The sequence below is a fragment of the Micromonospora sp. NBRC 110009 genome (assembly GCF_030518795.1).
GTDB lineage: Bacteria > Actinomycetota > Actinomycetes > Mycobacteriales > Micromonosporaceae > Micromonospora.
Genome location: NZ_CP130427.1, coordinates 6,676,847 through 6,698,432 on the forward strand (window position 1 = coordinate 6,676,847; position 21,586 = coordinate 6,698,432).

The 21,586-nt window shown below is 67.0% G+C and carries 17 protein-coding genes; 3 read left to right on the forward strand and 14 right to left on the reverse strand.

Going from position 1 to position 21,586, the window contains the following annotated elements; all coding sequences use genetic code 11:
* Positions 1-21: 21 nt before the first annotated feature.
* From Q2K19_RS31525 to Q2K19_RS31590, 14 genes are all read right to left on the reverse strand, one after another.
* Positions 22-2,874: a class I SAM-dependent DNA methyltransferase gene (locus tag Q2K19_RS31525; RefSeq protein ID WP_302765954.1), complete on the reverse strand. Its 2,853-nt coding sequence runs from the start codon at positions 2,872-2,874 to the stop codon at positions 22-24.
* Positions 2,871-6,182, reverse strand: coding sequence for a helicase-related protein (locus Q2K19_RS31530; protein WP_302765956.1), 3,312 nt, complete (start codon positions 6,180-6,182; stop codon positions 2,871-2,873). The genes Q2K19_RS31525 and Q2K19_RS31530 overlap by 4 nt, the downstream gene beginning before the upstream one ends.
* A 262-nt stretch (positions 6,183-6,444) precedes the next feature.
* Positions 6,445-7,407, reverse strand: coding sequence for a restriction endonuclease (locus tag Q2K19_RS31535; protein ID WP_302765958.1), 963 nt, complete (start codon positions 7,405-7,407; stop codon positions 6,445-6,447).
* Positions 7,408-7,649: 242 nt separating this feature from the next.
* Positions 7,650-8,108: a hypothetical protein gene (locus Q2K19_RS31540; protein WP_302765960.1), complete on the reverse strand. Its 459-nt coding sequence runs from the start codon at positions 8,106-8,108 to the stop codon at positions 7,650-7,652.
* A 280-nt stretch (positions 8,109-8,388) separates the two neighbouring features.
* Positions 8,389-8,853, reverse strand: coding sequence for a hypothetical protein (locus tag Q2K19_RS31545; protein ID WP_302765962.1), 465 nt, complete (start codon positions 8,851-8,853; stop codon positions 8,389-8,391).
* 27 nt (positions 8,854-8,880) lie between these two features.
* Entirely contained in the window at positions 8,881-9,948 is a 1,068-nt protein-coding gene (locus tag Q2K19_RS31550) for an IS110 family RNA-guided transposase (protein ID WP_446839779.1), read from the reverse strand.
* Between the two features lie 1,251 nt (positions 9,949-11,199).
* Complete coding sequence (locus tag Q2K19_RS31555; protein ID WP_302765964.1) at positions 11,200-12,495, reverse strand: hypothetical protein; 1,296 nt, start codon at positions 12,493-12,495, stop codon at positions 11,200-11,202.
* Positions 12,492-13,184: a GGDEF domain-containing protein gene (locus Q2K19_RS31560; RefSeq protein WP_302765967.1), complete on the reverse strand. Its 693-nt coding sequence runs from the start codon at positions 13,182-13,184 to the stop codon at positions 12,492-12,494. The genes Q2K19_RS31555 and Q2K19_RS31560 overlap by 4 nt, the downstream gene beginning before the upstream one ends.
* 695 nt (positions 13,185-13,879) lie before the next feature.
* Entirely contained in the window at positions 13,880-14,332 is a 453-nt protein-coding gene (locus tag Q2K19_RS31565; protein WP_302765969.1) for a hypothetical protein, read from the reverse strand.
* Between the two features lie 31 nt (positions 14,333-14,363).
* Positions 14,364-15,440, reverse strand: a complete 1,077-nt coding sequence (locus tag Q2K19_RS31570) for a DUF4192 domain-containing protein (RefSeq protein ID WP_302765971.1) — start codon at positions 15,438-15,440, stop codon at positions 14,364-14,366.
* Positions 15,441-15,514: 74 nt separating this feature from the next.
* The gene (locus Q2K19_RS31575; RefSeq protein WP_302765973.1) at positions 15,515-15,685 is read right to left on the reverse strand and encodes a hypothetical protein; all 171 of its coding nucleotides are present in this window, start codon (positions 15,683-15,685) and stop codon (positions 15,515-15,517) included.
* 15 nt (positions 15,686-15,700) lie between these two features.
* Positions 15,701-16,702, reverse strand: coding sequence for a hypothetical protein (locus Q2K19_RS31580; RefSeq protein WP_302765974.1), 1,002 nt, complete (start codon positions 16,700-16,702; stop codon positions 15,701-15,703).
* A gap of 507 nt (positions 16,703-17,209) precedes the next feature.
* Positions 17,210-18,085, reverse strand: a complete 876-nt coding sequence (locus tag Q2K19_RS31585; RefSeq protein ID WP_302765976.1) for a TRM11 family SAM-dependent methyltransferase — start codon at positions 18,083-18,085, stop codon at positions 17,210-17,212.
* Positions 18,078-18,806: a hypothetical protein gene (locus Q2K19_RS31590; protein WP_302765977.1), complete on the reverse strand. Its 729-nt coding sequence runs from the start codon at positions 18,804-18,806 to the stop codon at positions 18,078-18,080. The genes Q2K19_RS31585 and Q2K19_RS31590 overlap by 8 nt, the downstream gene beginning before the upstream one ends.
* 130 nt (positions 18,807-18,936) lie before the next feature.
* On the opposite strand from Q2K19_RS31590, the gene Q2K19_RS31595 reads away from it, so the two are divergent.
* From Q2K19_RS31595 to Q2K19_RS31605, 3 genes are all read left to right on the forward strand, one after another.
* A complete protein-coding gene (locus Q2K19_RS31595; protein WP_302765979.1) occupies positions 18,937-19,713 on the forward strand; it encodes a hypothetical protein in 777 nt (258 codons plus the stop codon).
* 357 nt (positions 19,714-20,070) lie between these two features.
* The gene (shbA, locus tag Q2K19_RS31600; protein ID WP_302765980.1) at positions 20,071-20,649 is read left to right on the forward strand and encodes an RNA polymerase sigma factor ShbA; all 579 of its coding nucleotides are present in this window, start codon (positions 20,071-20,073) and stop codon (positions 20,647-20,649) included.
* 425 nt (positions 20,650-21,074) lie between these two features.
* The gene (locus Q2K19_RS31605) at positions 21,075-21,230 is read left to right on the forward strand and encodes a hypothetical protein (protein WP_302765982.1); all 156 of its coding nucleotides are present in this window, start codon (positions 21,075-21,077) and stop codon (positions 21,228-21,230) included.
* Positions 21,231-21,586 lie beyond the last annotated feature (356 nt).

A 21,586-nucleotide genomic window follows, 5' to 3' on the forward strand; every position in this document is an offset into this window, starting at 1 on the left:
CCCGCAAGCGTCCAACGTGCGTCAAGGCCGCCTTGACGCCGCGGGCCGGGCGGCGGCCCGCTCCCCAGAGGGGCGGGTCGACGGCACACGGGATGGCGGCCGGATTGCTCGGGTGGCTTTGGCGGTCGCCCCGAGGTAGCACTCAAAGAGGATGTCCTGGCGGTCGAGCTCCGTAAGAGTCCGGCGCGAAGGAACGCCGAAAGCCGTGTCGACGGCGAGGTCCAGGGCGTCGTGAGCGGCTTGCAGATCCGGTGCCAGGCCCGTCGGCGGATACATGTTGGCCAGCGGCGTGCCACCTTGCTTCTCGCGCGCCGCGAGCACTGCAGCACCTCCATCTGCGATGGCGGCCTTGCTGGCTGGCGAGAGATCGGGCAACGGGAAGGTGTTCCACGAGAGGAGCTTGTTGAAGCGCAAGTCCGACTTAATGCGTCCGCCTACGGTCCGTTGCCACGTCATAAACATTGACGACGAGATCACGGCGAATACCAGCCCGTCTGAGTCCTCGCTTAGGAAGTTCGCGTTGCTTGTAATGACGTCCGGCGAGTACCGGGCTGCCAGGAAGTAGGGCCGGTTCTCTGACACGTGGGCTGGGATGCAGAGGTAGGCGGTGTCGGGTTGCGCCAGCTGCCTGAACAGGTGAGGCGTGTTGGCGGCCTGTCGCGTAGATTCCGCCTTGCTCTCGCTTCGGAATCGGCGAACAGCTGCGACCCGAGTGCGGAGCACGGGACTCTTCCGAAGGTCCGCAGGGTCTACATCAACGAGCCACAGGCAGTAGCGTTCACCGCCGTGCAGCAGCTCGCGGGCGCCAATATACGGCCGCAGGTACTTTGCGGCTATGGGATCCAGGAGGACCTCGTCGCGATCCTCGGGCTCTACGACCAGCCATCCCCCGTCAGTAGGCTTGTTTCCATAGGCGACCTCTCCCATCTGAGGGCTGAGAGGCCGGGCGGCAGGGTCAACGATCACTGAGGGACCGGCCGTGAGGTAGGGGCTGATGTTCTTGACGCCTAGCACCTCGACTGGCGCACTGTCAACGCTTGCGTAGTCGAAGAGCCGCTTCACAGCTGGCTGTCGCTGGTAACCGACAATGACGCAGTGAACTACGGCTTGCCCTGAAGCCTCCGAGGTCCATTTGAAGGTGCGGTGCGCGAACTTGATCTGCCACCCCTGATTAAGGATAGGGCGGAACAGCGGGGCAACCGCTTCCCCCTGGGTAATCGAGTTAGTCGTCACGAACGCCCAACGGCCATCGACCTCACCGAAGTAGCGGAGCGCACAGGCGTGCCAGCCGGTGACGTAGTCGAGTGTGCCGTGGTAGTTCCCGCCCCACGCCGCCTGCAGCTCCGCGGTTTGTGCGGCTGAGCGCAACGCGATTCCCAGGAACGGTGGGTTACCTGCGATGATCACGTTCTCGGTCGGCGGTAGTATCTCGCGCCAATCGAGCTTGAGCGCGCTTCCCACCATGATGTGGGCCTGGCGCCGGATGGGTAGCCGGTCCGGCGCCACACCGAATCGCTCCTGCATGCGCAGGTCGCACTGGCGGTCCACCAGGAACATCGCTGTCTCCGCGATACGGGCTGGCCACTCGTCGATCTCGATGCCATAGAAGTGGTCGAGGGTGACCCGCAAAAGGCTAGTCCAGTCGACCTCAAGCGCCTGGCTTCCCTCGCCATGCTGGAGGTCGGCGAGCGCCTCCATGATCTGCAGCTCGATTTCGCGGAGCTCCCGGTAGGCCACAATGATGAAGTTGCCGCAGCCGCACGCCGGGTCCATATACCGGATATCACCCAGACGCCTCCACAGGGCATGGAGCCGCTGCACGCGACCCCGCCGGAGCGTCTGGATGTGTGCGAACTCGCTGCGCAACTCGTCGAGGAAGAGTGGATTAAGCGTCTTGAGGATGTTCTCCTCCGACGTGTAATGCTCGCCGAGTTCACGGCGGGTTTGGGCGTCGCGGACAGACTGAAACATAGACCCGAGGATTGCCGGGCTGATGGTCGTCCAGTCCACCACGGCTGCGTCGAGCACCGCTGCACGGAACTCGTGATCCAGCGCAGGCAGCGCGATCTCCTCCTTAAAGATGCTGCCGTTGACATATGGGTACGTCGCCAGGTCCGCAGGCATCCCTGCTCGGCTGCTGCCGATAGGGGTGTCGAGATTCCGAAACAAGTCGTTGAGCCGCTGAGCGATGTCAGAACCGTCTCGGGCGGTGTGGTCCTTGATGAAATCCTGGAACAGGTCTGATGCCCACATCTGCGTGTCGTCACCGAAGAGTAGGAACAGCACCCGCGCCAGAGTCACGGAGATCTCGTGGTCCCGCTTTTTGGGCTCGTAGCTGGCAGGGTAAGCCTTTTCCAACGCTGCGTACATCCGCGCCATAAGCTTGGAGGCCCGCTTTGTCTCGTTTGTGCTCTCTACGTCGAACGCACCGCGGACTTTCGCCAATACGGCGTTCACATCGAGCAACGCGTCATGGGGAAGGCGGATAGCCTCGAGTTTGGCCGCGAATGCCGGGTCGTTGGTTCCCGTTCGGTGCAAGTGGCGGGCGGGTCGGGAGACGACACCAGAACCCTTATTGCTGCGGGACGGCCATCGCCATGCCTGCCGGTCGGGTTCATGAAAAATAACCAGCCGATTAGTCGTGGTTTTCGCGATGAGCTGGTCCATCCGCGCCTCGAGAGCCGAGCCGGGAATGGTCGGAACCTCAAATACCCGCAGGCCCCTGTAAGAAGAAACGTTGGTCGCGGTGATTGTTGAACCGTCTTCGAGTTTGAGCTCGATCGGCGGATGGTCAGGGGCACCCCAGTTCAGATCAAACCGGAACATCTCACCGTAGTCGCGCCTCTCGGACCGAGCAACGAGGCCGTCAATCATCGATCCGTCACCCCAATGGAGCACACGATGTTGATCTCGTCCCTTTCGCTCGTGCCGATCACCAGGCGATCTTCCTCGTGCAACTGCTTGACAAGGTCGGCGAGGTCTTGGTCGCCGTACTTGGTGCGCCGCGCCTGCCTCAGCCGGCTGCTTGCATGCTGTGTGAGCGGCCGATCCATCATCACGGCCAGCGCATCGCTCGCGTCCGCCCCGTAGATCGTTCCACCGAGCCGCTCGACCGCCCACTTGCGGATGCCTTTGAGATTGCCGGCGGCGATCACCTCGTTGGTCAGCTTGTCCCGCACTAGGCGCGCCTCTCGCTCGAAGTGATCCGCCCGCAGCTCCAAGGTAGGCGTGGACTCCTGGGCACGGAAGATGTGCAGCGCCTCTAGTGGTGTAAGGAGCCGCTCAACGAGGTTCCCGTACCGATCGTGGTAGGAAGTCGCGAAGGCGTCAACGCCCGAAGTCGTGCTGGCATAGCAGGTGACGCCGCTGCGGGTCTCATGATCATAGGGGCCTCTCGTGCTGTGGACCATGTCCTGCATGCGGGCGATCTTGCGTGCCAGCTCAGGCTTGTCGTCCTTGATGCGCGACCAGACCAGCCACGCCTCGCTCGCCGCATCGGCCTCGCCCTCGGTAGCGTCGATCTCGTCTTCGCCGGGAACGTTACCCTTGTAGAGGTCATCGAGGATGTTGATCTCGTCCTCGCCTCCGAAGAACCGCTCGTCGGAGCCGAAGGCGGCAGCATTGTCGACCAAACGCTGCCGGATCCGTTGCCGCAGCCGGATAGCCTGCTCGACCTTCTCGTGGGTGATCAGGTAGATGAAGACCTCTTTGGCCTTCTGCCCAACCCGATCGACACGGCCGGCGCGCTGGATGATCCTGATGATCGCCCACGGCAGGTCGTAGTTCACGACGATGTGCGAGTCCTGCAGATTCTGACCCTCAGAGAGGACGTCGGTGGCCACCAGCACGTCGATGGGGTTCTGGATCTCGGCGTGCGCCTCGGCCTCGCCGGGGAGGCGGTTGCTATCCGGGGAGAACCGGCGGGCGACTCCGGCGGCATCGCCGGTCTCACCCGACGCGAGCCCGACATTGTCGACGCCTGCCTCGCGCAGGGCTTTGGCGACGTACTCGGCGGTGTCGACGTACTCGGTAAAAACCAGGACCTTCTCACCGGGGTGGTGGGCTCGGAGCAGGTCGACCAAGGCGTTGACCTTGGAGTCCTTGCTCGAGTCCCACGTCCCAAACTTTTCTAGTAGCCGGGTAAGGATTCGGTTGTCCCGCTCAAGATCCTTGCGCAGCTTCTGCTTGAAGATCGTCGTGCTCAGCCACTTCGTCGAAGCAGGCAGCTTGCGCTGGAGCTCGTTGTAGCGGGTCTCCATGCTGCCATGCAGGTCGGTTTCGTCATCGAGCGCGCGGTCGCTGACCATGAACTGATGGTCACTAAAGCTGCCCAGCGGCACGTCGAGGCCTTGGTCAATGGCGTAGACGAAGAGCTCGTTGCGGGCCCGCTGCCGCTGCAGACTGAGAATGAACGAGTGCCCCGACGACGACAGGCGCTTGAATAGGCCGACGCGGACAAACCCACTGACATTGCCGCGGCCCGATCGGATGTCGGTTAGGATCTTAACGTCCTGATCCGAATGCGGCGCACGCGGGTCGTCGTAGTCGGCGAGCCGGTATCGCGGAAGCGTAAGATCCCGGAGCGCATCCAGGGTGTCATCTTCCTCCATCAGCCGCGCCGGGTCGTCAGCCGAAAACGCGTGGCTCAGCGGTTTGGCGATTCGATTGGGGAAGTGGAACCGCTGCCCGTTGGCAAACTGCAGGTACTCCAACTCCGCCACTGCGCCGTCGGGAAGGATAACCCGCTCCTTCTTCGCGGTCCGTTTCACGAAGGACCGGGTGCGGCGTACCAGGTGATCGGACATGAGCCGTTTCCAGTCCTCGGGCTCCTCCGATCGCCGGAACGCCGCCAATGTGGTGACCTTGCCGTCGACCCTGTCGGCCAAGGCGGGATCCTTGTCCATCGCGACCGTGGGCTGAATCCCAAGATCTTCATCGTCGTCGATGTACAGGCCGAGCTGGTTAGCCACGTCGGCGAAAGCAAGGTTATATGGCGTCGCCGTCAGCAGCAGCACCTTCGAGCCGTTGCGCCGCACATACTCCCTGATGGCCTCCGAGGCCTTCGTAGTGTTGTTGCGCAGGTTGTGCGACTCATCGCAGATGACCAGATGGAACCTCTTGAGTTCGGGGAGCTTCTTGTCGGCCACCGAATAGGGGATCACCCGGGCGCCAGTGAGTTCGTACCGCTCGATGTGCTCCTCCCACATCCGCTCGAGGTTCTTCGGGCACAGCACGAGGGTGCTGTAGTCCTCGGCCGCCTCGAGCATCAGCGCGGTCGCGATCGCAGTAAGCGTCTTGCCAAGACCTACCACGTCGCCGAGCATTGTCCCGCCCCGGCGCACGATGCGTCGAGCGAGCGTACGGACCGCAGTCTCCTGGTAGTCCAGGAGCAGGTTCTGCATCGAGGGCGGCAGCACATAGCCCATGCCCTCGCGAGCGTCCTCTGAGAGGCTATGGCACACCTTCAGATAGACCTCGTAGGGTGTCGGCTGCTGCTCTGATGCCCATGAGTCCTCGATGAGGTCAATGATCTCGGCAGTGATCTTCAGCGAGAACCGGGCGTTCCACCGGCCGTCGAACCAGGTGGCCAGCAGCTCGGTGGCTTGTTGGTCAACGACGTCAATGTTCAGCTCAAGATTCTTGTAGAACCCAGCGGCGGTAAGGTTCGAGGAACCGACATATCCGCGCCTGGAAAGGAACGGGTTCCCGGGCGCGTGGAAGATGTAGGTCTTCCCGTGGAGCGGAGCGTCGGTGAAGACCTTCATTTCGACAGCCCCAGACGCTAGTTGCGAGCGCAGTTGTTGCAGCGTGCGCTGCTGCGTTCTGTTCGGAACACCACGCATCAGCTGCGTGCACAGGTGTCGCACCAGCTGGTCCCTCGCCGCCAGTGCCTTCTCGAGACTGTTGATGTTCGCCCCGTAGGCCGGCGGCTGCACTTCCTCCTGTAGGACGTTGAGCATCGCCGCCGCGTCGGAGGGCATCACCATCCCGACGAGCACCCGAACGATCGGTGCCTCGCGGCCCACTTGGGACTTGGCGTCAACGATGTCGGCGAACCCTGTCCAGCCGCGTAGATCGAGGTAACCGGTCGCGACATCGACAGAATCGAAGTTGCTGAGATCGCCCTGTAGTGCGGGACCAAGTCGACTCTCATCGGTGATGTTGTCGAAGATGTTCGGCACTCAAGCTCTCCCGTGTTTTGCTGGGACTGCCGACGATATCCACCGCTGCCGAAGGCGCTGATGCGAGCCGCCCGAGAACCTTCTGGTCGAAGGAGCGTAAGTAGGTACGGGACGGGGATGTCGAGGGGCGTTGGCACGAGTATGCCAATTCGGAGTCCTGCGCGGTGGTCCAAGATCCGACACTTCGCCCTCGCCATGCCCGCGGTCGCCAGGCCGGTCACACGCCGGCTGCTGGCTACGCGACGTAGAGCTCAAGGCACCCCTAGTCCTCGCCCGCTTGTTCAACAAGGACCCACGTCTGCTTGAGAGGGATCTCGCTATGGATCTCCTCGGGAAGGTGTGCGTACACCCGCAGCATCGCCGACAGCAGGGCCTCTGCGTCCCAGACGCGGAGTATGAATCGCTGACTTTCGGCTTGAGCTCGGGCGGGCTTAGTGATCCCGCCCCAGGCGACGAGCAGCGCCTGGTCCGCGTGCAGCCGGGCGCGTCCTCCGAGCAACTGGTTTACCACCTCGACGCCGACCTGTGTTGTCTGCGACTTGACCTGTACGACGATTTTCGGGGGATCGAGCCCTAAGGCCCCTCGGCCGGCCACGATGTCCACACCGCCATCGGGGCCTTCCGATGCCACCTCGCACATGTACCCCTCCGCTGTCAGGATCGCGGCGACCAGGCGGGCTAGGGCATGGCCTGCGTACTTCTCCCCGACAAACGTCCTGATTCGATCCCACGCAGCCTGAGCGAGATCGATCGCCTCGGCGGTCTGGTCCGACGGGTCCTGCTCCCTCAGCGTGGTGGGGCTAGTGCCGGGACCGGGGCGCGCGCCAGGATCGATGCCCGTCTTGAGTACCTGTGCCAGCCGCCACCCCCCGTCGTTGCGCGATATCTCGCAGATCGTCAGGAAGGCCCCGAGGGAGTAGAGCAGGTCTTGACGTATGGCGTTGCGAGGGACATCGGTGCGCTTCCAGTCCACGCGCACGACGTGCCGCCGGGTAGGGTCCGCTTCACCGGCAAGGTACTCGTAGCCACCGGCCACACAACCCAAGGCGATCTGGCCCGTCGTCTTGAGGGGCAGTGCAACAACGTCTCCGATCGCGATTCGGTTTCGCAGGGCATGGAGCTGTCCGGTGAAGTTGATCTGCCTCGCTGGCTTGGCACTGGGGAAACCCCGCTCGACCTCGGTACGAACAGCCTCGCGGGTCGTCGTGGAGGTAAGGTCCGCCACCTCGTGAAAGCCGCCGCCAGCATAGCCGTTGGCCAGGCACCAACGATCGCGCTCACCAGCACGTCCGGCACGGATTATCCACGCTGGCAAGTGATCCCCTCCAGTGCGCTAAGAGGCGGCCGTCGTGCGGAGGCCGTGATGACCAGGAAGCCTACGGCCCTGACACCCTTCATAGGAGAGAGACCCCTGGCAGCGCGGGTCAGGCCGGGCCACTGGCGAGACGGCTGCCGACAGCGCGGAAGTCAAGCAACCCCGGCTTCGATGACGGTCCGCTCGAAGCATCGGACGAGGAGAACTGTCGCCTGCACGGCGGCGAAGGCATCGGCTCGATTGATGCTGCTCGAATGTGTGATCGTGCTGGCCAAGTCCCATGCCGCACGAATAAATGTCCGCCATCGTTCGTGGCTGCTGCCTGGCATGAGGGTACGCGCCGCAAACGAGAGACGAGCCTTCGCGTCCGCGCCCTTCCGCTGCTCCGGCTCGTTCTGTGGGAGCAGATCGTCCTTATATACGAGTGTTGCAAGGTCGATCAGTAGCTCCCGAGCACGACGTCCGACGTCCTGTAGGTCGTCTAGCGCCGTCGCTGCCGCCAACTCGGCCTGTAGCCCGGCGAGGCGTTGCTCCAAGTCCGGCCAGCTCGGGGCTGGCGGCCCAAGGGTCTGATGCTGCGCGGCCGGCTGCCAGCCGCTCCAGTTGCTCATGAACCGGCGCTGCGAGATCGCTACTTGCGCCGGCCCGCGTAGGTTCCGCTGACCTCCTTCCACGCTCCGTGCCAGCCCTACAAGTCCTGCCAAGGAAACGGCAGCGCGATACCGAGGCGCCTGAGGCCGGCGTTGAGGACTGTTCGGCTCGTCGGTACTCGTTGTTTACGGTCGTGACCGTCGGACCGCCTGTCGCAACACTGCGGAGGAGGTCCGCCTGCACGTTCAGGAGCTGAATGAGCTCCGAAGGGCTGTCGCGGCCGGGACGCTCCTATTTCCGTCAAGCGGTCAGGGTGATCCGATCGTCCGTGGGTGAGTAGATGATCAAGGGGTGCTGTGGGTTGTCCTCCGGTGTGAGGCGCACTGGCTTTCCGAGGTGGCGTCCGAGGCTGCGCATGAAGCAGCGCAGGAGGTCCAGTTGGTGCTGGCCCTGTAGATCTTCGCGGTCGAAGTGGAACACGACCTCGTCTTCGCTGAAGAAGTGGGTGTTGGCCTGCAGGTTGGGCGCTGGCCAGATGCGCATGGTGACGGTCGCCTCGAAGGTGCGGGCGAAGATCTCAGCGACCTGCTGCGGTAGTGGCACGGAGTGGTCTTCGACCGTGTAGTCGAACCGCCATCCCTGGGCTCTCACGAGGTCGATCATCCGTTGCCAGTCGGTCTCGTTGGCGTCGAGGACGTATGCCTCGAGTGCCGAGCAGTCGCCCACGAACCATTTGGCGACATCGTTCCAGGTCAGGTAGTTCACTCGGACATGATCGTCCTTGCGGAGGCTTCAGGCACGCTCGACTCGGTGGTCAGCTGTGAGCAGTCGGTAGGCGTCTCGGGCGATGTAGCGCTTGAGGCAGCGCATGATCTCGGTCTTGGTCTTGCCCTCTGCGGTGCGGCGGGTGACGTAGTCCTTGGTGGGCTGGTGGCAGCGCATGCGGACGAGGGTGATGCGCCAGAGGGCGCGGTTGGCTTCGCGGTCGCCGCCACGGTGTAGGCGGTGGCGGTCGGTGCGTCCGGAGCTGGCCGGGATGGGGGCGACGCCGCAGAGCCGGGCGAAAGCCGCTTCGGAGTGCAAGCGGTGAGGGTTGTCGCCGGCGGTGACGAGGAGTTGCCCGGCGGTGTCGACGCCGACGCCGGGCAGCGCGACCAGGTCCGGGGCGGCGGCGGTGACGAGGGCGGCCAGGTGACTGTCGAGGTCGTCGATCTCGGCCTGCAGGGCGAGCCAGCGTCGGGCGAGGCTGCGCAGCGCGAGCTTGGTGGCGGTCGCCGGATCAGACACCGTGCCAGGCCTCAGAGCGGCGCAGACGCGGATGCGTTTCTTGCCGGCCAGCCCGCGCACCAGTTGTCTCACGGGTTCGGGAGCCGAGACGATGAGCGCCTCGACCTGGCCTCCGGCTTGAATGCGAGCCTTCATCGCTCCGCGGCGGGCGACGCGCAGAGCCCGGATCATCTCGACCTGGGCGTGACGGGTCTTCGGGGTGCCGCTGGCTCGGCCGGAGATGACCGCCCGGGCGGCGGACTCGGCGTCGATGGTGTCGGTCTTGCCGATGCGGCGGCGGGTGGAGCGGTCCGGACGGTCGACCTCGACCACGGTCAGCCCGTAGTCAGTCAGGAACCGCAGCAACCCGGCGCCGTAACTGCCGCTGCCTTCCAGACCGACCTTGGCAACCGTGCCGAAGGACTCAGCCCATGTGGCGAGCTGCGCGTAGCCGCGCATCGTCGTGGGAAAGCTTCTGGTGGCCAACACCCGACCGGTTTGGTCCAACACCGCCGCGACGTGCACGTCCTTGTGCGTGTCGACCCCGACGGTCACGTCCTGGTCCTCGCTCACGCTGCCTCCTACCTGCTGCATTGACGGCAAGGCTCGACCACCCGAGCACGAGGAGAACGCTGGACAGAACGGGGATGAGGGACGAACCCGAGCTCCTAATCAGGTCACCACGCCAGCCCGTGCAAGTGCCGAGAGGTGCCCCCGCCAACCAGGCCGACGGGTCCACATGAGGGCACGGAGCCAGTTCAAAGTCGGGTCAGGCCCGGCCGGCGGGGACACCCTCCCAGACACCCTCCCAGAATCCCCGTCAGTGCATGCCTCGTCGTCCCACGACGGAAAGAGGTTGGACGCCATGGGAACAGTCTGGTGTGGGCGCTGCCTCCGGGGCACCCCGATCTTGCTGGGCGGCAGGGGTGGTGGGTCAGTTACAGTCCGCGACGGGCCGCGGCCGATGCCGGAACCTGAACAACGAGCAATGGACGGGGAGATCGTCGGGCACAAGCTGGGCACACTGACATGCAATAGAGCTGGCAACCGCTGTAAGACAGCGAGAGATCGCGCGCAGGTCAGGACGGCGACGCCGGCGCGGCCGGCGTGCGTGCGTGAACGGTCACAGTCACAACAGTGGATATCGACCGGATGAGGGTCTGAGTGCGGGTCGCTTTCCGCAGGTCCACTGCTCGTGGCAACTCAGTGCTCACCAGCTTGGTCAGGCGCCCAGCAGCGCAGACTCCGCCACTCCGATCGTGGCAGCAGGTCTCGGAGGTTGCGTCCCCACAGCGGCCGTGGAGCAAGCTCCCCCCGTAGCCGGAGGACCAGCCCTTCTCCGTTGGCGTGAGTCACCCGCCCAAGGTGCCTAATCATCGCCCAACCTGAACAGGATCGGCCGTCGGAGGAGACGGTGGACGGCCGGTTGGACATCGACACCCGGAGAACTCGCGTCCGCGCGGCTCGCGGACCATGTCGCTCCTCTCGTAGTCGACCGGTTGCGCCACCATGACGTTGACGACGGGATCGACGGGCATGTTGGTAGGCCGTGGAGTAGCGTCGCGTTTCCCCAGTTCAGGATCGCGAGCCAGTTTCCATTGCTCCCAATCTGCTCCCAATCTAAGGGGTGAGACGGCAGAAGCCCGTTACCGGCGGTTCCGGCGACGGGCTTCTGACCTGCAAATATCTGCGGTGGGCGATACTGGGATCGAACCAGTGACCTCTTCGGTGTGAAGAAAGAGGTCTGCTTGACCCGGTGTTGGCACATCGACCAGCTACAAGCGGGACTCGTGATATCGGTCGTGACAGGGGACGAAGCCCCTGCCACGACCTGATCCCCGCAATCTAGTCATGATCCTCGGACTTCGGCTTGTGGCTGCTGAGCATGCGCACGGTTGTACTGAGTTTGATCGGCGCGCCGTCGGGGCCTCTGAGGAAGGGGTTGATGTAGACGGGGCGGCGCAGCGCTCTGCCTGGTCCGTATGGTTGGTTGCGCCAGTGGCCGGACACCCAGAACCGGCTGGTCTGGGAGGGTCCTGGGTCGCCCGACGCCGATCGCGCACTGGGCGGTGTGGTGCCGCCGTTGGCACCGATGCGCGCGATCCGAACCTCGGGCGCAGCTCGGTTAGTGCGGGCGTAGGACTTGCGGATGACTTTGTCGACTTCTGCTGTTGTGACCTCGGCGGCTTGCTGTGTGATCAGCAGCCAGGTTGCGACCAGCGCTGCCGCTGGATGGTCGCCGGGCAGCACATGCTGGTCGTGTACCTGGACGGTGCTCATCGAGGCGAGCCAACCTACCTGTTCGCGCAGTCGCTGGAGCGGTGTGCCGTCCAGGCCCCTGCCGAGGGTGCGGTAGTTGACCAGTTGCCAGCCGTCGCTGGTGCTGGTCCAGGACGCGGCGGCGATCTGCCGACGAGTCACCGGCCGCGACCAGACGAGCAGTCCGTCCGTGGAGGGCATGAGGTCGCGGCTGATGGTGACGTCGGGAAGTTTCTCTACGGCGTATTCGGCCAGGTCGGTGAAGTCGCCGTCGATCCAGAACAAGCCTGCTCGGTCCAGGCCGGCGGCGATCTGTTGACGTACGTCGGTGGCTGCCAGCGCGAATGGGAGCTCATCGCTGCCTCGGTAGAAACCGCCGAGTCGGTCGCGCACCTTCGGCAGCTCTCGCGCGCCGATGGCGGTGGTGGGCCAGGCGGTCGTTGTGATGAGTGTTCGTCCCGGGACCCGGGTGTTCAGGAACGCTCGGTGCAGTTGCTCGATGCGCTCTCGCGCCTGCGGATGGTGGCCGAAGCCGAGCGCCCGCACCGCCCGGTCGACGACCTTGTCGTTCCTGCCGTCGTCGATGTAGGTCTGGCACACCGCGCATGCCGCCCATGCCTCGCCGAAGTTTTGCACCAGTCCCGCGGTTGCGCCGACTGCGACAGCGTGGACTTCGCCGCCGAGGAGCGTCCATGTCGGGTACGGGTCCCCGCAGAAGTCGCAGGTGAGACGGACGGTGTCGAGCTGGCTGACCGGGACGGGCACTGGTTCGTGTCCATCGGTCGCGAGTTGGATCGGGTGCACATAGGTGGGCGGTGTACCGAGGGTATTCAGTGGGGAGAGGCAGATCTGGCAGGCCATCTCCTCGGGCGCGGCGGTCATGCCGTCGCCTCGTCGCTTATGCGGCGGTCGCGGAGGCGCGGTCCTCGACGGTCCCCGGCGGCGGGCATCGCCATCCCCGGCTCGTACACGGCGTGCCGGTTACGGCCCTGGTGTTTGGCGTGGTACATCGCGATGTCGGCGCGGCGTAGGGCCACCTCTTCGAACGGGTCCGTGCCCTCTGCCAGGGCGATGCCGACGCTGGCGGTGACGGTCAACAAGCCGGGTGCGCCGTCGGTAGTGAGTTCGACGGGCTGGGCGATGAGGGCGACGAAGGTGTCGGCGAGGCGGGCCAGGTCGGCGGTGCGGACGGGCAGCAGTGCGGCGAACTCGTCACCGGAAAGCCGGGCGGCGGTGCCGCCGTGGAGTGCGGCGATGTCGGCGATGCGGCCACCGATGGCCGCCAGGACGTCGTCTCCGCGGTCGTGGCCGTGGGTGTCATTGACCGGCTTGAAGTCGTCGAGGTCGATCAGGACGACGACGACCGGCTGAGAGGCAGCGGCCTTGGCGAGGATGGAGTGCACGGCGAGCAGGCCAGCTCGGTTGAGCATGCCGGTGACCGGGTCATGTTCCAGCTGCCAGATGGCGTCGGTGAGCCGGCTGCGGAGCCGGCGGGCGAATGGCCACATGGTGAGGCCACCGAGGGTGAATGCCACCAACGCGGTGGCGATCATGATCAGTGGTAGGGACACTGGAGTCCTCCATTTGGTTGGAGAACCCGGGACGCATGCGTTTCCTAGGCGAGGCGTCCCGGGTCCAGATACGACGACGGCCCGCCATGTGGCGGGCCGTTCTGCTGCTTGTGCCGCTCGTTGGCGGCACGGAAATGGCTGCACCGGTGGAGGCGGTGCCGGCGTGCTGACTCAGGCGACATGGCGAGCGGCAGGAAGCCTTCACGACACGACCTGGCCACGACCGGCGGATCAGAGGGTGCTGTCGCGAACGCGATGTTGGCCGGGTGGCGTCGAGGTGCGCCGGCTGGCCGCGGGTGTTCGCGCTAGCGGCGCACCGGGTGCGCGGCCTGCTCGGTGCGCAGTGTGCCGGCCAGGTCCGCCGGGATGTCGGCGTAGGGTTCGACGGCCAGGAGCACTTCGGTCGGGTCGAGAATCGTCTCGAGCAGACCGATCCGGACTGTGTCGGGTTGATTGTTGGGGTCGGTGACCGGATCCCAGGCGAAGTCGACGACGGTCGCGAAGTAGGTGCGGTGTGGGTTTCCAACCGACCTGGATGGTGTAGCGGTCGAAGCCAGCTTTCGGTGTGAGGGTGTAGAGGCTCATCTGGTTCCTCTCGCGGCTGGGCGGCCGAAGCCCGTCCGGTGCAGGAGTTGCGCGGGTTGCGCCGCAGCGGGCGGCAGATGGCGGCCGGTGGGGTCGCCGGACGCTCGGGCTCATTCCTCGGGGTGGCGGGCGCGTTCCTCGGCAAGTTCGACGATCTTGTCGCGGCGGGCGGCGGGCAGGCCGGCGAGCAGGTCGATGTACTGCTGTTCCTGTGCGGTGACGGGTTCGGCGAAGGCCGCCTTGTAGGCCAGCCGTGCGGGTTCGTGTGCGGCCTCGATCGGGCCGCTGTAGTCGTAGGCAGTGGCGACCTGACGCAGCTGCTCGGCTGCCGCGAGGGCGTCGCGGGACAGGGTGATGTCGTAGATGCGGAAGTCCGGCGGCAGGTCCGCGGCGCCGATTGCGGCGATCAGGCACAGGTTGGCCTGGACGTGGTAGGCGTATGCCTCGCTGCGGGTCGGCGTCTCGCCGCGAGCCCGCACGGCGGCGCGTTCGGCGTGCCAGCGCAGCCGGGCTTCTTCGGCGTGTCTGGCGAGGGCGAGCAGCATGCTGCGGCTGGGATCCATCGGAGTCCTCCGTTGTTGAGGGCGTCCCCGGCTACTGGGCCGAGGGGTTGGTTCGGGCGTTGGCGATGGCCTGCTCGAACACCGTTGGCGGAAGTCCGGCGTGCAGCGTCTGCAGCAGCAGGTCGGCGAGCCGGTAGTCGGGGTCGGCCTGCAGGGCACGGTCTGCTGCCATGCCCGCCAAGGTGCCGTCACCGCAGCGCCATGCAGTGATGGCGAGGAGGGTGGCCGGTGCCGGCACGAGCGCCTCTTCCGCGCGGCGGGTGATGTCGGCCCAGAACGTGACGTGCCGGTCGTGCGGCTGGGTGAGGTCTACGGCAAGGTCCCGCACCGATGGGCGTCTCAGGAGCAGGGTGAGCCAGGCGACCTCGTCGTCGGTGAGGCGCTTGCCGTCGTCGTGCGTGCGCAGCGCGTCGCGGATCGCCCGGGCGCCGGCCTCGTCTGCGGCGGCCTCGCCGGCGGCGCTCACCGCTGTCAGGCGGGTGATCGCCGCGGTGGTGGCCCGGCGCATGCGGTCGCGGGCGGTGCCGTCGACGGGTGCGAACCGGCCGGCCACGGCTGCCCGGTTCGGTAGTGCGACCTGCCCGGCGGCGGTTGCCTGCACCGCGATGAGCGAGGCGGTGGGATCGAATGGGGTTCCCTGCGATGGGCAGCAGTCGGGGTTGTCGCAGGTGAGGTTGAAGATCCGCCTACCGGTGACCCGCAGCAACTCCAGAAGGGGCATGCCGCTGGCGGCGAGTGCCTCGCTGACACTGTCCAGTGCTGGATCGATGTGCTCGTCTCCGTATCCGACGATCATGAGGTCGGTGATCGGCTGCTGCCGCCGCAGGACCGGGACCAGGCTGGCGGCTACCGCGTGGATCTGGCTTGCGGGGGCGCCGGGGGCGGGCAGGTCACCCCGGGCGGCGAAGACGACCCGCCGGTCCCTGCTCGCGATGACGACGATGCTGCCGTCGCTGGGACGGAAACCGAGGAGGTAAGGCACCGCGGCCACCAGGTCGGCCGGGGATCGCACGGTCAACTTGTTGTCGGGGAACGACATGACGATCTCCAATAAGATTGGTATCGGGCAAAATCCGGAGGTCGGCAAGCGGATCAGCCGCGTGTGCACGTCGACTGGGCACACCGCACCGCGGCTCTCCGGAGGTGGGCACGCGCCGATCAGCCGCGCGGCGCGCTCGCGGTTCAGTCGCGGTCGGGGTCCAGGTACAGGTCGACACCGACGCCCTCGACGCTGGCGGTCACCGCCATCAAGGTGTGGTCGACGCCGGCCAGCGCGCGCGTCAGGTCCACGCGGACGAGGGGCTCGGCGGCTGCGGTCGCATCGGCGGAGGTGGCGTGGCCGCGGAGCCACATCTCGTACTCGTGCCGCTAGGGCACACGCCAGCCGTCCTGGTCGACTGTGGCGTACTCGGGGACGGTCCAGCCGTACGCGGTCCACGGCCGGGCCTCGTCCGGGCTGTCGGTCGTGACCGTCCGCATCGTGTCCCGCGCCGTGTCGCACGCGCCCAAGGCGGTGCTGGCGGGGAGCCGCAGTGTCACATAGGCGACGACCGTGACGTGGTGTGCCCGCGGTAGGCCGGCGAGCCCTAGATCGGCCAGGAACTGGCTGACCCGCTCAGCGGTTCGCTGATAGCAGCCACCGATCTCGTCGTCGACCAGTGCGCGGATGGCGCGGGCGCGGATGCTGCGCCGCAGCGCGGCGAGGGCTTGCACTGCCGCGTCCCGTGCCGCCGTCGCGGCGGAGAGGTCACCGACGTCGGTCAGCTGCGCAGTGCTGGCCACCGGCTTCACCTCGGTGTCCATGTCGTCTAACGGGACGTCGTCCGGGCCGTCGGCGCCCTGCCACATGAGCTCGGTCAGAGTGATGCCGGCGTCAGCCAGCGCAGGCAGGTGGCACTGAATGATCGCGCTAGCGGCGCCGAGTGCCTCCGCCTCGCGGGTCGCCGTGACCCATGTCTGGACAGTGATCTGCACCGTGATGCGGTACCGCTGCGGATCGGGCTGGCCGTTTTCTGGCGGTGCGGGTGTCACGTCGATGACGTGTCTCGGGTAGACCGCCATCGCCGGCTCCAGGAGGCGCATTTCGTCTGGTACGCCGAAGCGTGCCTGCTCGCGGGCCTCGCCCAGGCCACTGTGGGGTCGTGTGTGCGACAGCTGCGCATCAGCGGAGACGGTCCATCGGTGCGGCAGCGGTTCCAAGCCCCACGTGGCGAGGGCGTCCTCGCAGCCGAGCCGGCAGATCAGCCCCGCCCGCAAGGCAGCGATGAGAGCGGAACGGGCCTCGACGGCCAGAGCCCGCCACTGTTCGATGGCGGCGACCGTTTCAGTGTGCAGAGTATGGATCTGCTCCGCCAGGTTGACGTCGGTCATCGCTGCGCCGCTCGATCGCCAGCGACGGTCGAGCGGATCCTGGTGATCCGCGCGGCGCACGAGGCCAACCGGACGGTGGCCGTGTCGTTTGCTCGGCACGATCCTTGGTCTCGGCCAACGGACGCGGTGACAGCGGTAACGCAATCGGGCGGGCCTGCGCGGTGGGGCTTGGCGCGGAGATTGCCGTCTGTTAGGTGCCGGGCGGTACGAGGCATGTGCCCTCCTGAGTCATGAAGGAAGGCGGCCACCTGGTGGTGGCCGCCTGCAGGGATACAGATGCTGTGCCCCGGTCGCAGCTGAGGCGAGGGGCGGTCAGGTGTGCTGGGGTCTGTGCCCGGGTGGTCGGCGGCCGACCGGGAAGGGTGGGCGCGATGCCGTCGCGGACGCAGCAGATCAGCAGCAGGATTAAAGAGAAGAGGCTTCAAGCTAACCGCAGTCCTGCTGGTGTGGCCGGGGCTGTCAGGTCCTGCCGTCTGGCAGGACCTGACAGCCCCGGCACACCCGATGTCAGCCCGTGGCGGGCGTGACGCGGGAATTCGGATGGCCTCGCCGCAGGACCAGCACGTCCTCATGTGCGATAAGGTGGACCGGCAGGCCCTCGGCCCTGGACTTGCGTACTGCCATGAGCCCGAACATCGAGGCGCGGTGCACGATCTGCCCGTCGCGGACGGCGGCGAGCATCGCCGCGCACCGCTGCACCGGAATCAGCCCCACCGACTGGGCGACGGCCAGGAACTCGCCGGGCAAGTCGATGAAGTCGTCCGGGCGGCACCGGACCGGTCGGCACGTGATGACCACCGTGCCGCCGGGGCGCAGCAGCTGGTAGCTGGCGGCAAGGATCGCGGCGAACCCGTCGAGCAGACCCGACCATCCGACGTAGGCAAGGTTGCCCCGCTGGCGGTCGCCGTACAGATGAGCCCGCTTCCTGACCCCGGTTCCGGTCGCGCGGACAAGTCCGTGGGTGGACCGCCCGTACGGCGGAGAGGTGAGCACCAGCCCGACCTCACCGACCGCCGACGCGGGAGCGAGCTCCAGCAGGCCGGTCGCGTCGCCGGTGATCACCTTCGCCATGCCGGCGGCGCCCTGGGACGCGGCGAGGGCAACGTTGGCCGCCGCCAAGGCGGTGAACCGCGGTTCGATGTCCACGCCGAGCGCATGCCGCCCGAGGTGCATGGCCTCCACCAGAGTGGTGCCCGACCCGCACATCGGGTCGAGCACCAAGTCCCCAGGGGCGGTGTAGGCGGCGATGGCATGCGCGGCCAGGTGGGGCAGCATCTTCCCCGGGTGCGTGGACGACTCCGGCACGTACCGGCCCCGCCGCTGGTCACGGGAGGGCTGCTGGCAGGTCAGCCACACCGATGTGATCGGCAGAAGCTCAGGCATCGCCGCCTCCTGCCTGTTGCTGGTGTGCGCTACGGGTCAGGATCAGCACGTCGGTGTGGATGTCCAACTGCGCGTGCTGGCCACGCCGGCGCGGCCGGTCGGCCGCCACGATGTGCTGCAGGTACGCCAGCCCCGCCCGCTTCGCGGCGATGACCACGTCGACCGGCAGAATGACGTCGCCGTGCGGCAGCAGCACCGCCACGCAGCCGCCCGGCACGAGGCTCCCGTGGCAGCAGCCGAAGAACTCGCCCGGCGAAGCGATGTTGTCGACCGGCCAGCCGGTGACGATCAGTCTCGCCGCCTCGCGGCCCCAGCCGCCTTGGCGAGCTGCTTGCAGGTGGCTGCGGCGGTGTGCGGCGATGATGGCGCGGGCCAGCTGCGGCCCGTCGGCCAAGTCGATGATCAGATCGGATGGGTGGGTGAGGTTGTGGACCAGCCGGACGCCCATCTCGTTGGACATGGTCTCGCCGGGCTGCGGGGCGGCGACCGGCCAGACGGTGATCGGCACGGGCAGGTCACCGGGCACCACGTCCCCCACCGGGAGCGGCGCGCTGTGACGGTTGGTATCGGTCATGGGCACGGTGGCCCCCGGACCGGCGGGCGTACTGACGGTCCCCAGTGCGCCGCTGACAGGCCGATCGAACCCGCCCCCGACCTGACAGCACCAGTCACCACGTCCCGCCTGACAGCCGCGCCACCAGAGCGTGCGGGCGGTCGCCACACCGCGAACCTGACACCACCGGGCACAACCTGTCCCGGTCGGACAATCGCTCGTGGTGTCAGGTCGGGCTGTCCCAATCGAGGCCTCGGCCTTCGCACAGGGCGAAGCGCTCCGTCGAGGGGACATCACCATGGCAACGACCACCCGAACGAGGACGGCCGGCACGGCGCTGACCACCGCCGCAAAGGCGTTCGAGCTGCTGACGTGCGAACCCGCGCCGCTAGCGTTCGACGCCCGCCCAGTGCCAGGTCTGCCGGACACGACGATGCCGCTGGACGAGCTACGCAAGCTGCTGGTGAACGAGCGCTACGACAGCGACACCACCGACGAGCTGTGGCGGCAGCTGGCCCACCACGCCCGGGAATGGGGACCAGCCTGGGTCGTCGGCGCGATCGGCATGGCTCTGCCCGCACTGACCCACCTCGCGGCGAAGATCAGCCGCGGACACTTCAGGCACGCCGACGACGTGGACTCCGAAGTCCTGGCCGGCTTCCTTCAAGCGCTGCGCACGGCGGACCTCGCCCCGCCCCGGCTGTGGCTGCGGCTGTGCTGGGCGGCATGGCGCGCAGGCGCTGCAGTCGTCAAGACCGATAACGGCGAGGAGCTGCCGCTGGACTTGCCCAGTGGCTCACGGTCGCCGAGGATGCCCTACGGTCACCCGGACCTGCTGCTCGGCCGAGCAGCCGCCGCCGGCCTGATCACCGTCGAAGCCGCGGAGCTCATCAGCGCGACCCGGTTCGGCCACGTGCTGATTGAGCAACTGGCCGCCGAGAGGGGCGTGACCGCACCGGTCCTGCGGATGCGCCGCCGCCGCGCCGAACGCATCGTGGCCGCCGCCGTCACGCGAGGCGACCTATCCTGCCCGACCCGCTACTCCGACCGCCGCGAACCCGCCAGCGCGGCCTGACAACCCCCGTCCTGGTCGGCCTACGGGCCGGGACGCCCGGATCGCGGCTACCTGTTTCATTTGACCGGCGCGCCTCGCCGACAGACCCAGCAGCACGGGAACATCACCAGCCGGCAGGGCAGGGTTGCCGTCCGCCCCAACCGGTTGGCCATCGAGGGGACTTAGGCAGCCCCTGCACGGCGACTTCGACAGCCACCGACCCTCACTCACCTGATGGGTACCTGACCTCGCGGCGGAACGCTCTGAGGCAACGACTTCTTTGGCTCTCTGTTGGGTAACCCCACTTGGGCTAGGCAAATCGGCATACGTCTCGATAGCGTGCGGCTAACCGCCGGTAACAAAGGTGGCTCACAATCCATGACCACAGCGACCGAGCCAGAGTTGGTCCGCCGGGCCGCCGCCGGCGACCGGGCCGCGGCGGCCGCCCTGCTCGCCGACCTGCGGCCACGGCTCGTCCGCTACTGCCGGGTCCGGCTGGGCCGCATCGGCGGGGCGCACACCACGGCCGACGACGTCGCGCAAGAGGTGTGCCTGGCGGTGCTGAGAGCCCTTCCCCGCTACCGGGAGCAGGGAAGGCCGTTCTCCGCGTTCGTCTTCGCTGTCGCCGCGCACAAGGTCGCCGACGCCCAACGGGCGGCGGTGCGGGACTCCGCCGTCGCCGTCACCGATACCCCGCTTGAGCGATCGGACGCCACACCGGGGCCGGAGGAACAGGCCGTCGCGACAGATCTGGCCCATCGACTCTTTGTGCTGCTGCGCCGCCTCCCCAACGTGCAACGGGAGATCATCACGCTGCGGGTGGCGGTCGGTCTCACGGCTGAAGAGGTCGGCACGATCCTCGGCATGTCGGCACCGGCCGTACGCGTGGCCCAGTCCCGAGCCCTCGCCCGACTCCGTGCCCTTGCCGGCGACGGACTCGACGAGGTGGCGGCATGAGTCTGCACTGGCCCGCCGGTGGCGAGGAGCCGGACCTCACCACCGCCGCCTACCACGACCTGCTCCTTGACGTGCTCGGAGGAGGCGGCGCATGGGAGGCCGACGCCGACAGCCTGACCGCGATGCTGGCCCCCTGGCGCGCCGACCCCACCGCCGACGAGTCCCTCAGGTTCCCTCTCGCTAGACCACAAATCGGGCGGTGCTCAGGGAGATCAACGGCTACGAGGTGGCCACGGGCCGTCCGCTCGGCGGATTCCCGGAGGCCCGGGACGACGGCTCCACCTCGGTCGGCTGCTGGATCTACCCGACGGGGCGGTGACGATCACCAATGGCACGAAGGAGCCGTTCGACCTGGCGCTGGTGACCGCCACTGCGGCGTTCGGTGCGGCGGGGACGCAGGCCGAGCGGGTCTGCGACTCGGAGAAGTGAGTCACCGACTTCGCGAAGGCAGCCTGGGTCCGGGGCAGAAGCGCAGCGCCAAGCTCGCGTTCTCCGCCCCGACCAAGGACACCTCGAAGATCGCGCTGACGGTCAAGCCCAGCTTCGACGACGCGACCGCACTGTTCGAGGGCAGCCTGTAGGACCTCTGCCGGGGGGAGCCAAGCCCCAGCAGATGACGCAGCGGCCCCGCTGTCCCCCGCCTCGCCCTCCTCCGGGACTGGCGGCGGTCGGGGCCGCTGCCCCCGCACCAATCGCCTGCACCCCCATGTCGGACCCAGACGTGACTGGTACCTGGGGGACCTGGCTGGACAGACCAACATTGTCGCCCTCGCGAGCGTCACCGAGGCCGAGTTGTACGACCTCGCTACCGGCGCTGGCGTGGAAGCGCGGGAGCCGACATCCGGGAGCGAGTGTCCGACCTGCTCGGCCTGTTCGCCACCAGCGCCGACCGGATCCGCTACAAGCGGGGACGCGGGTGACGGTTTGCACGTCTTCC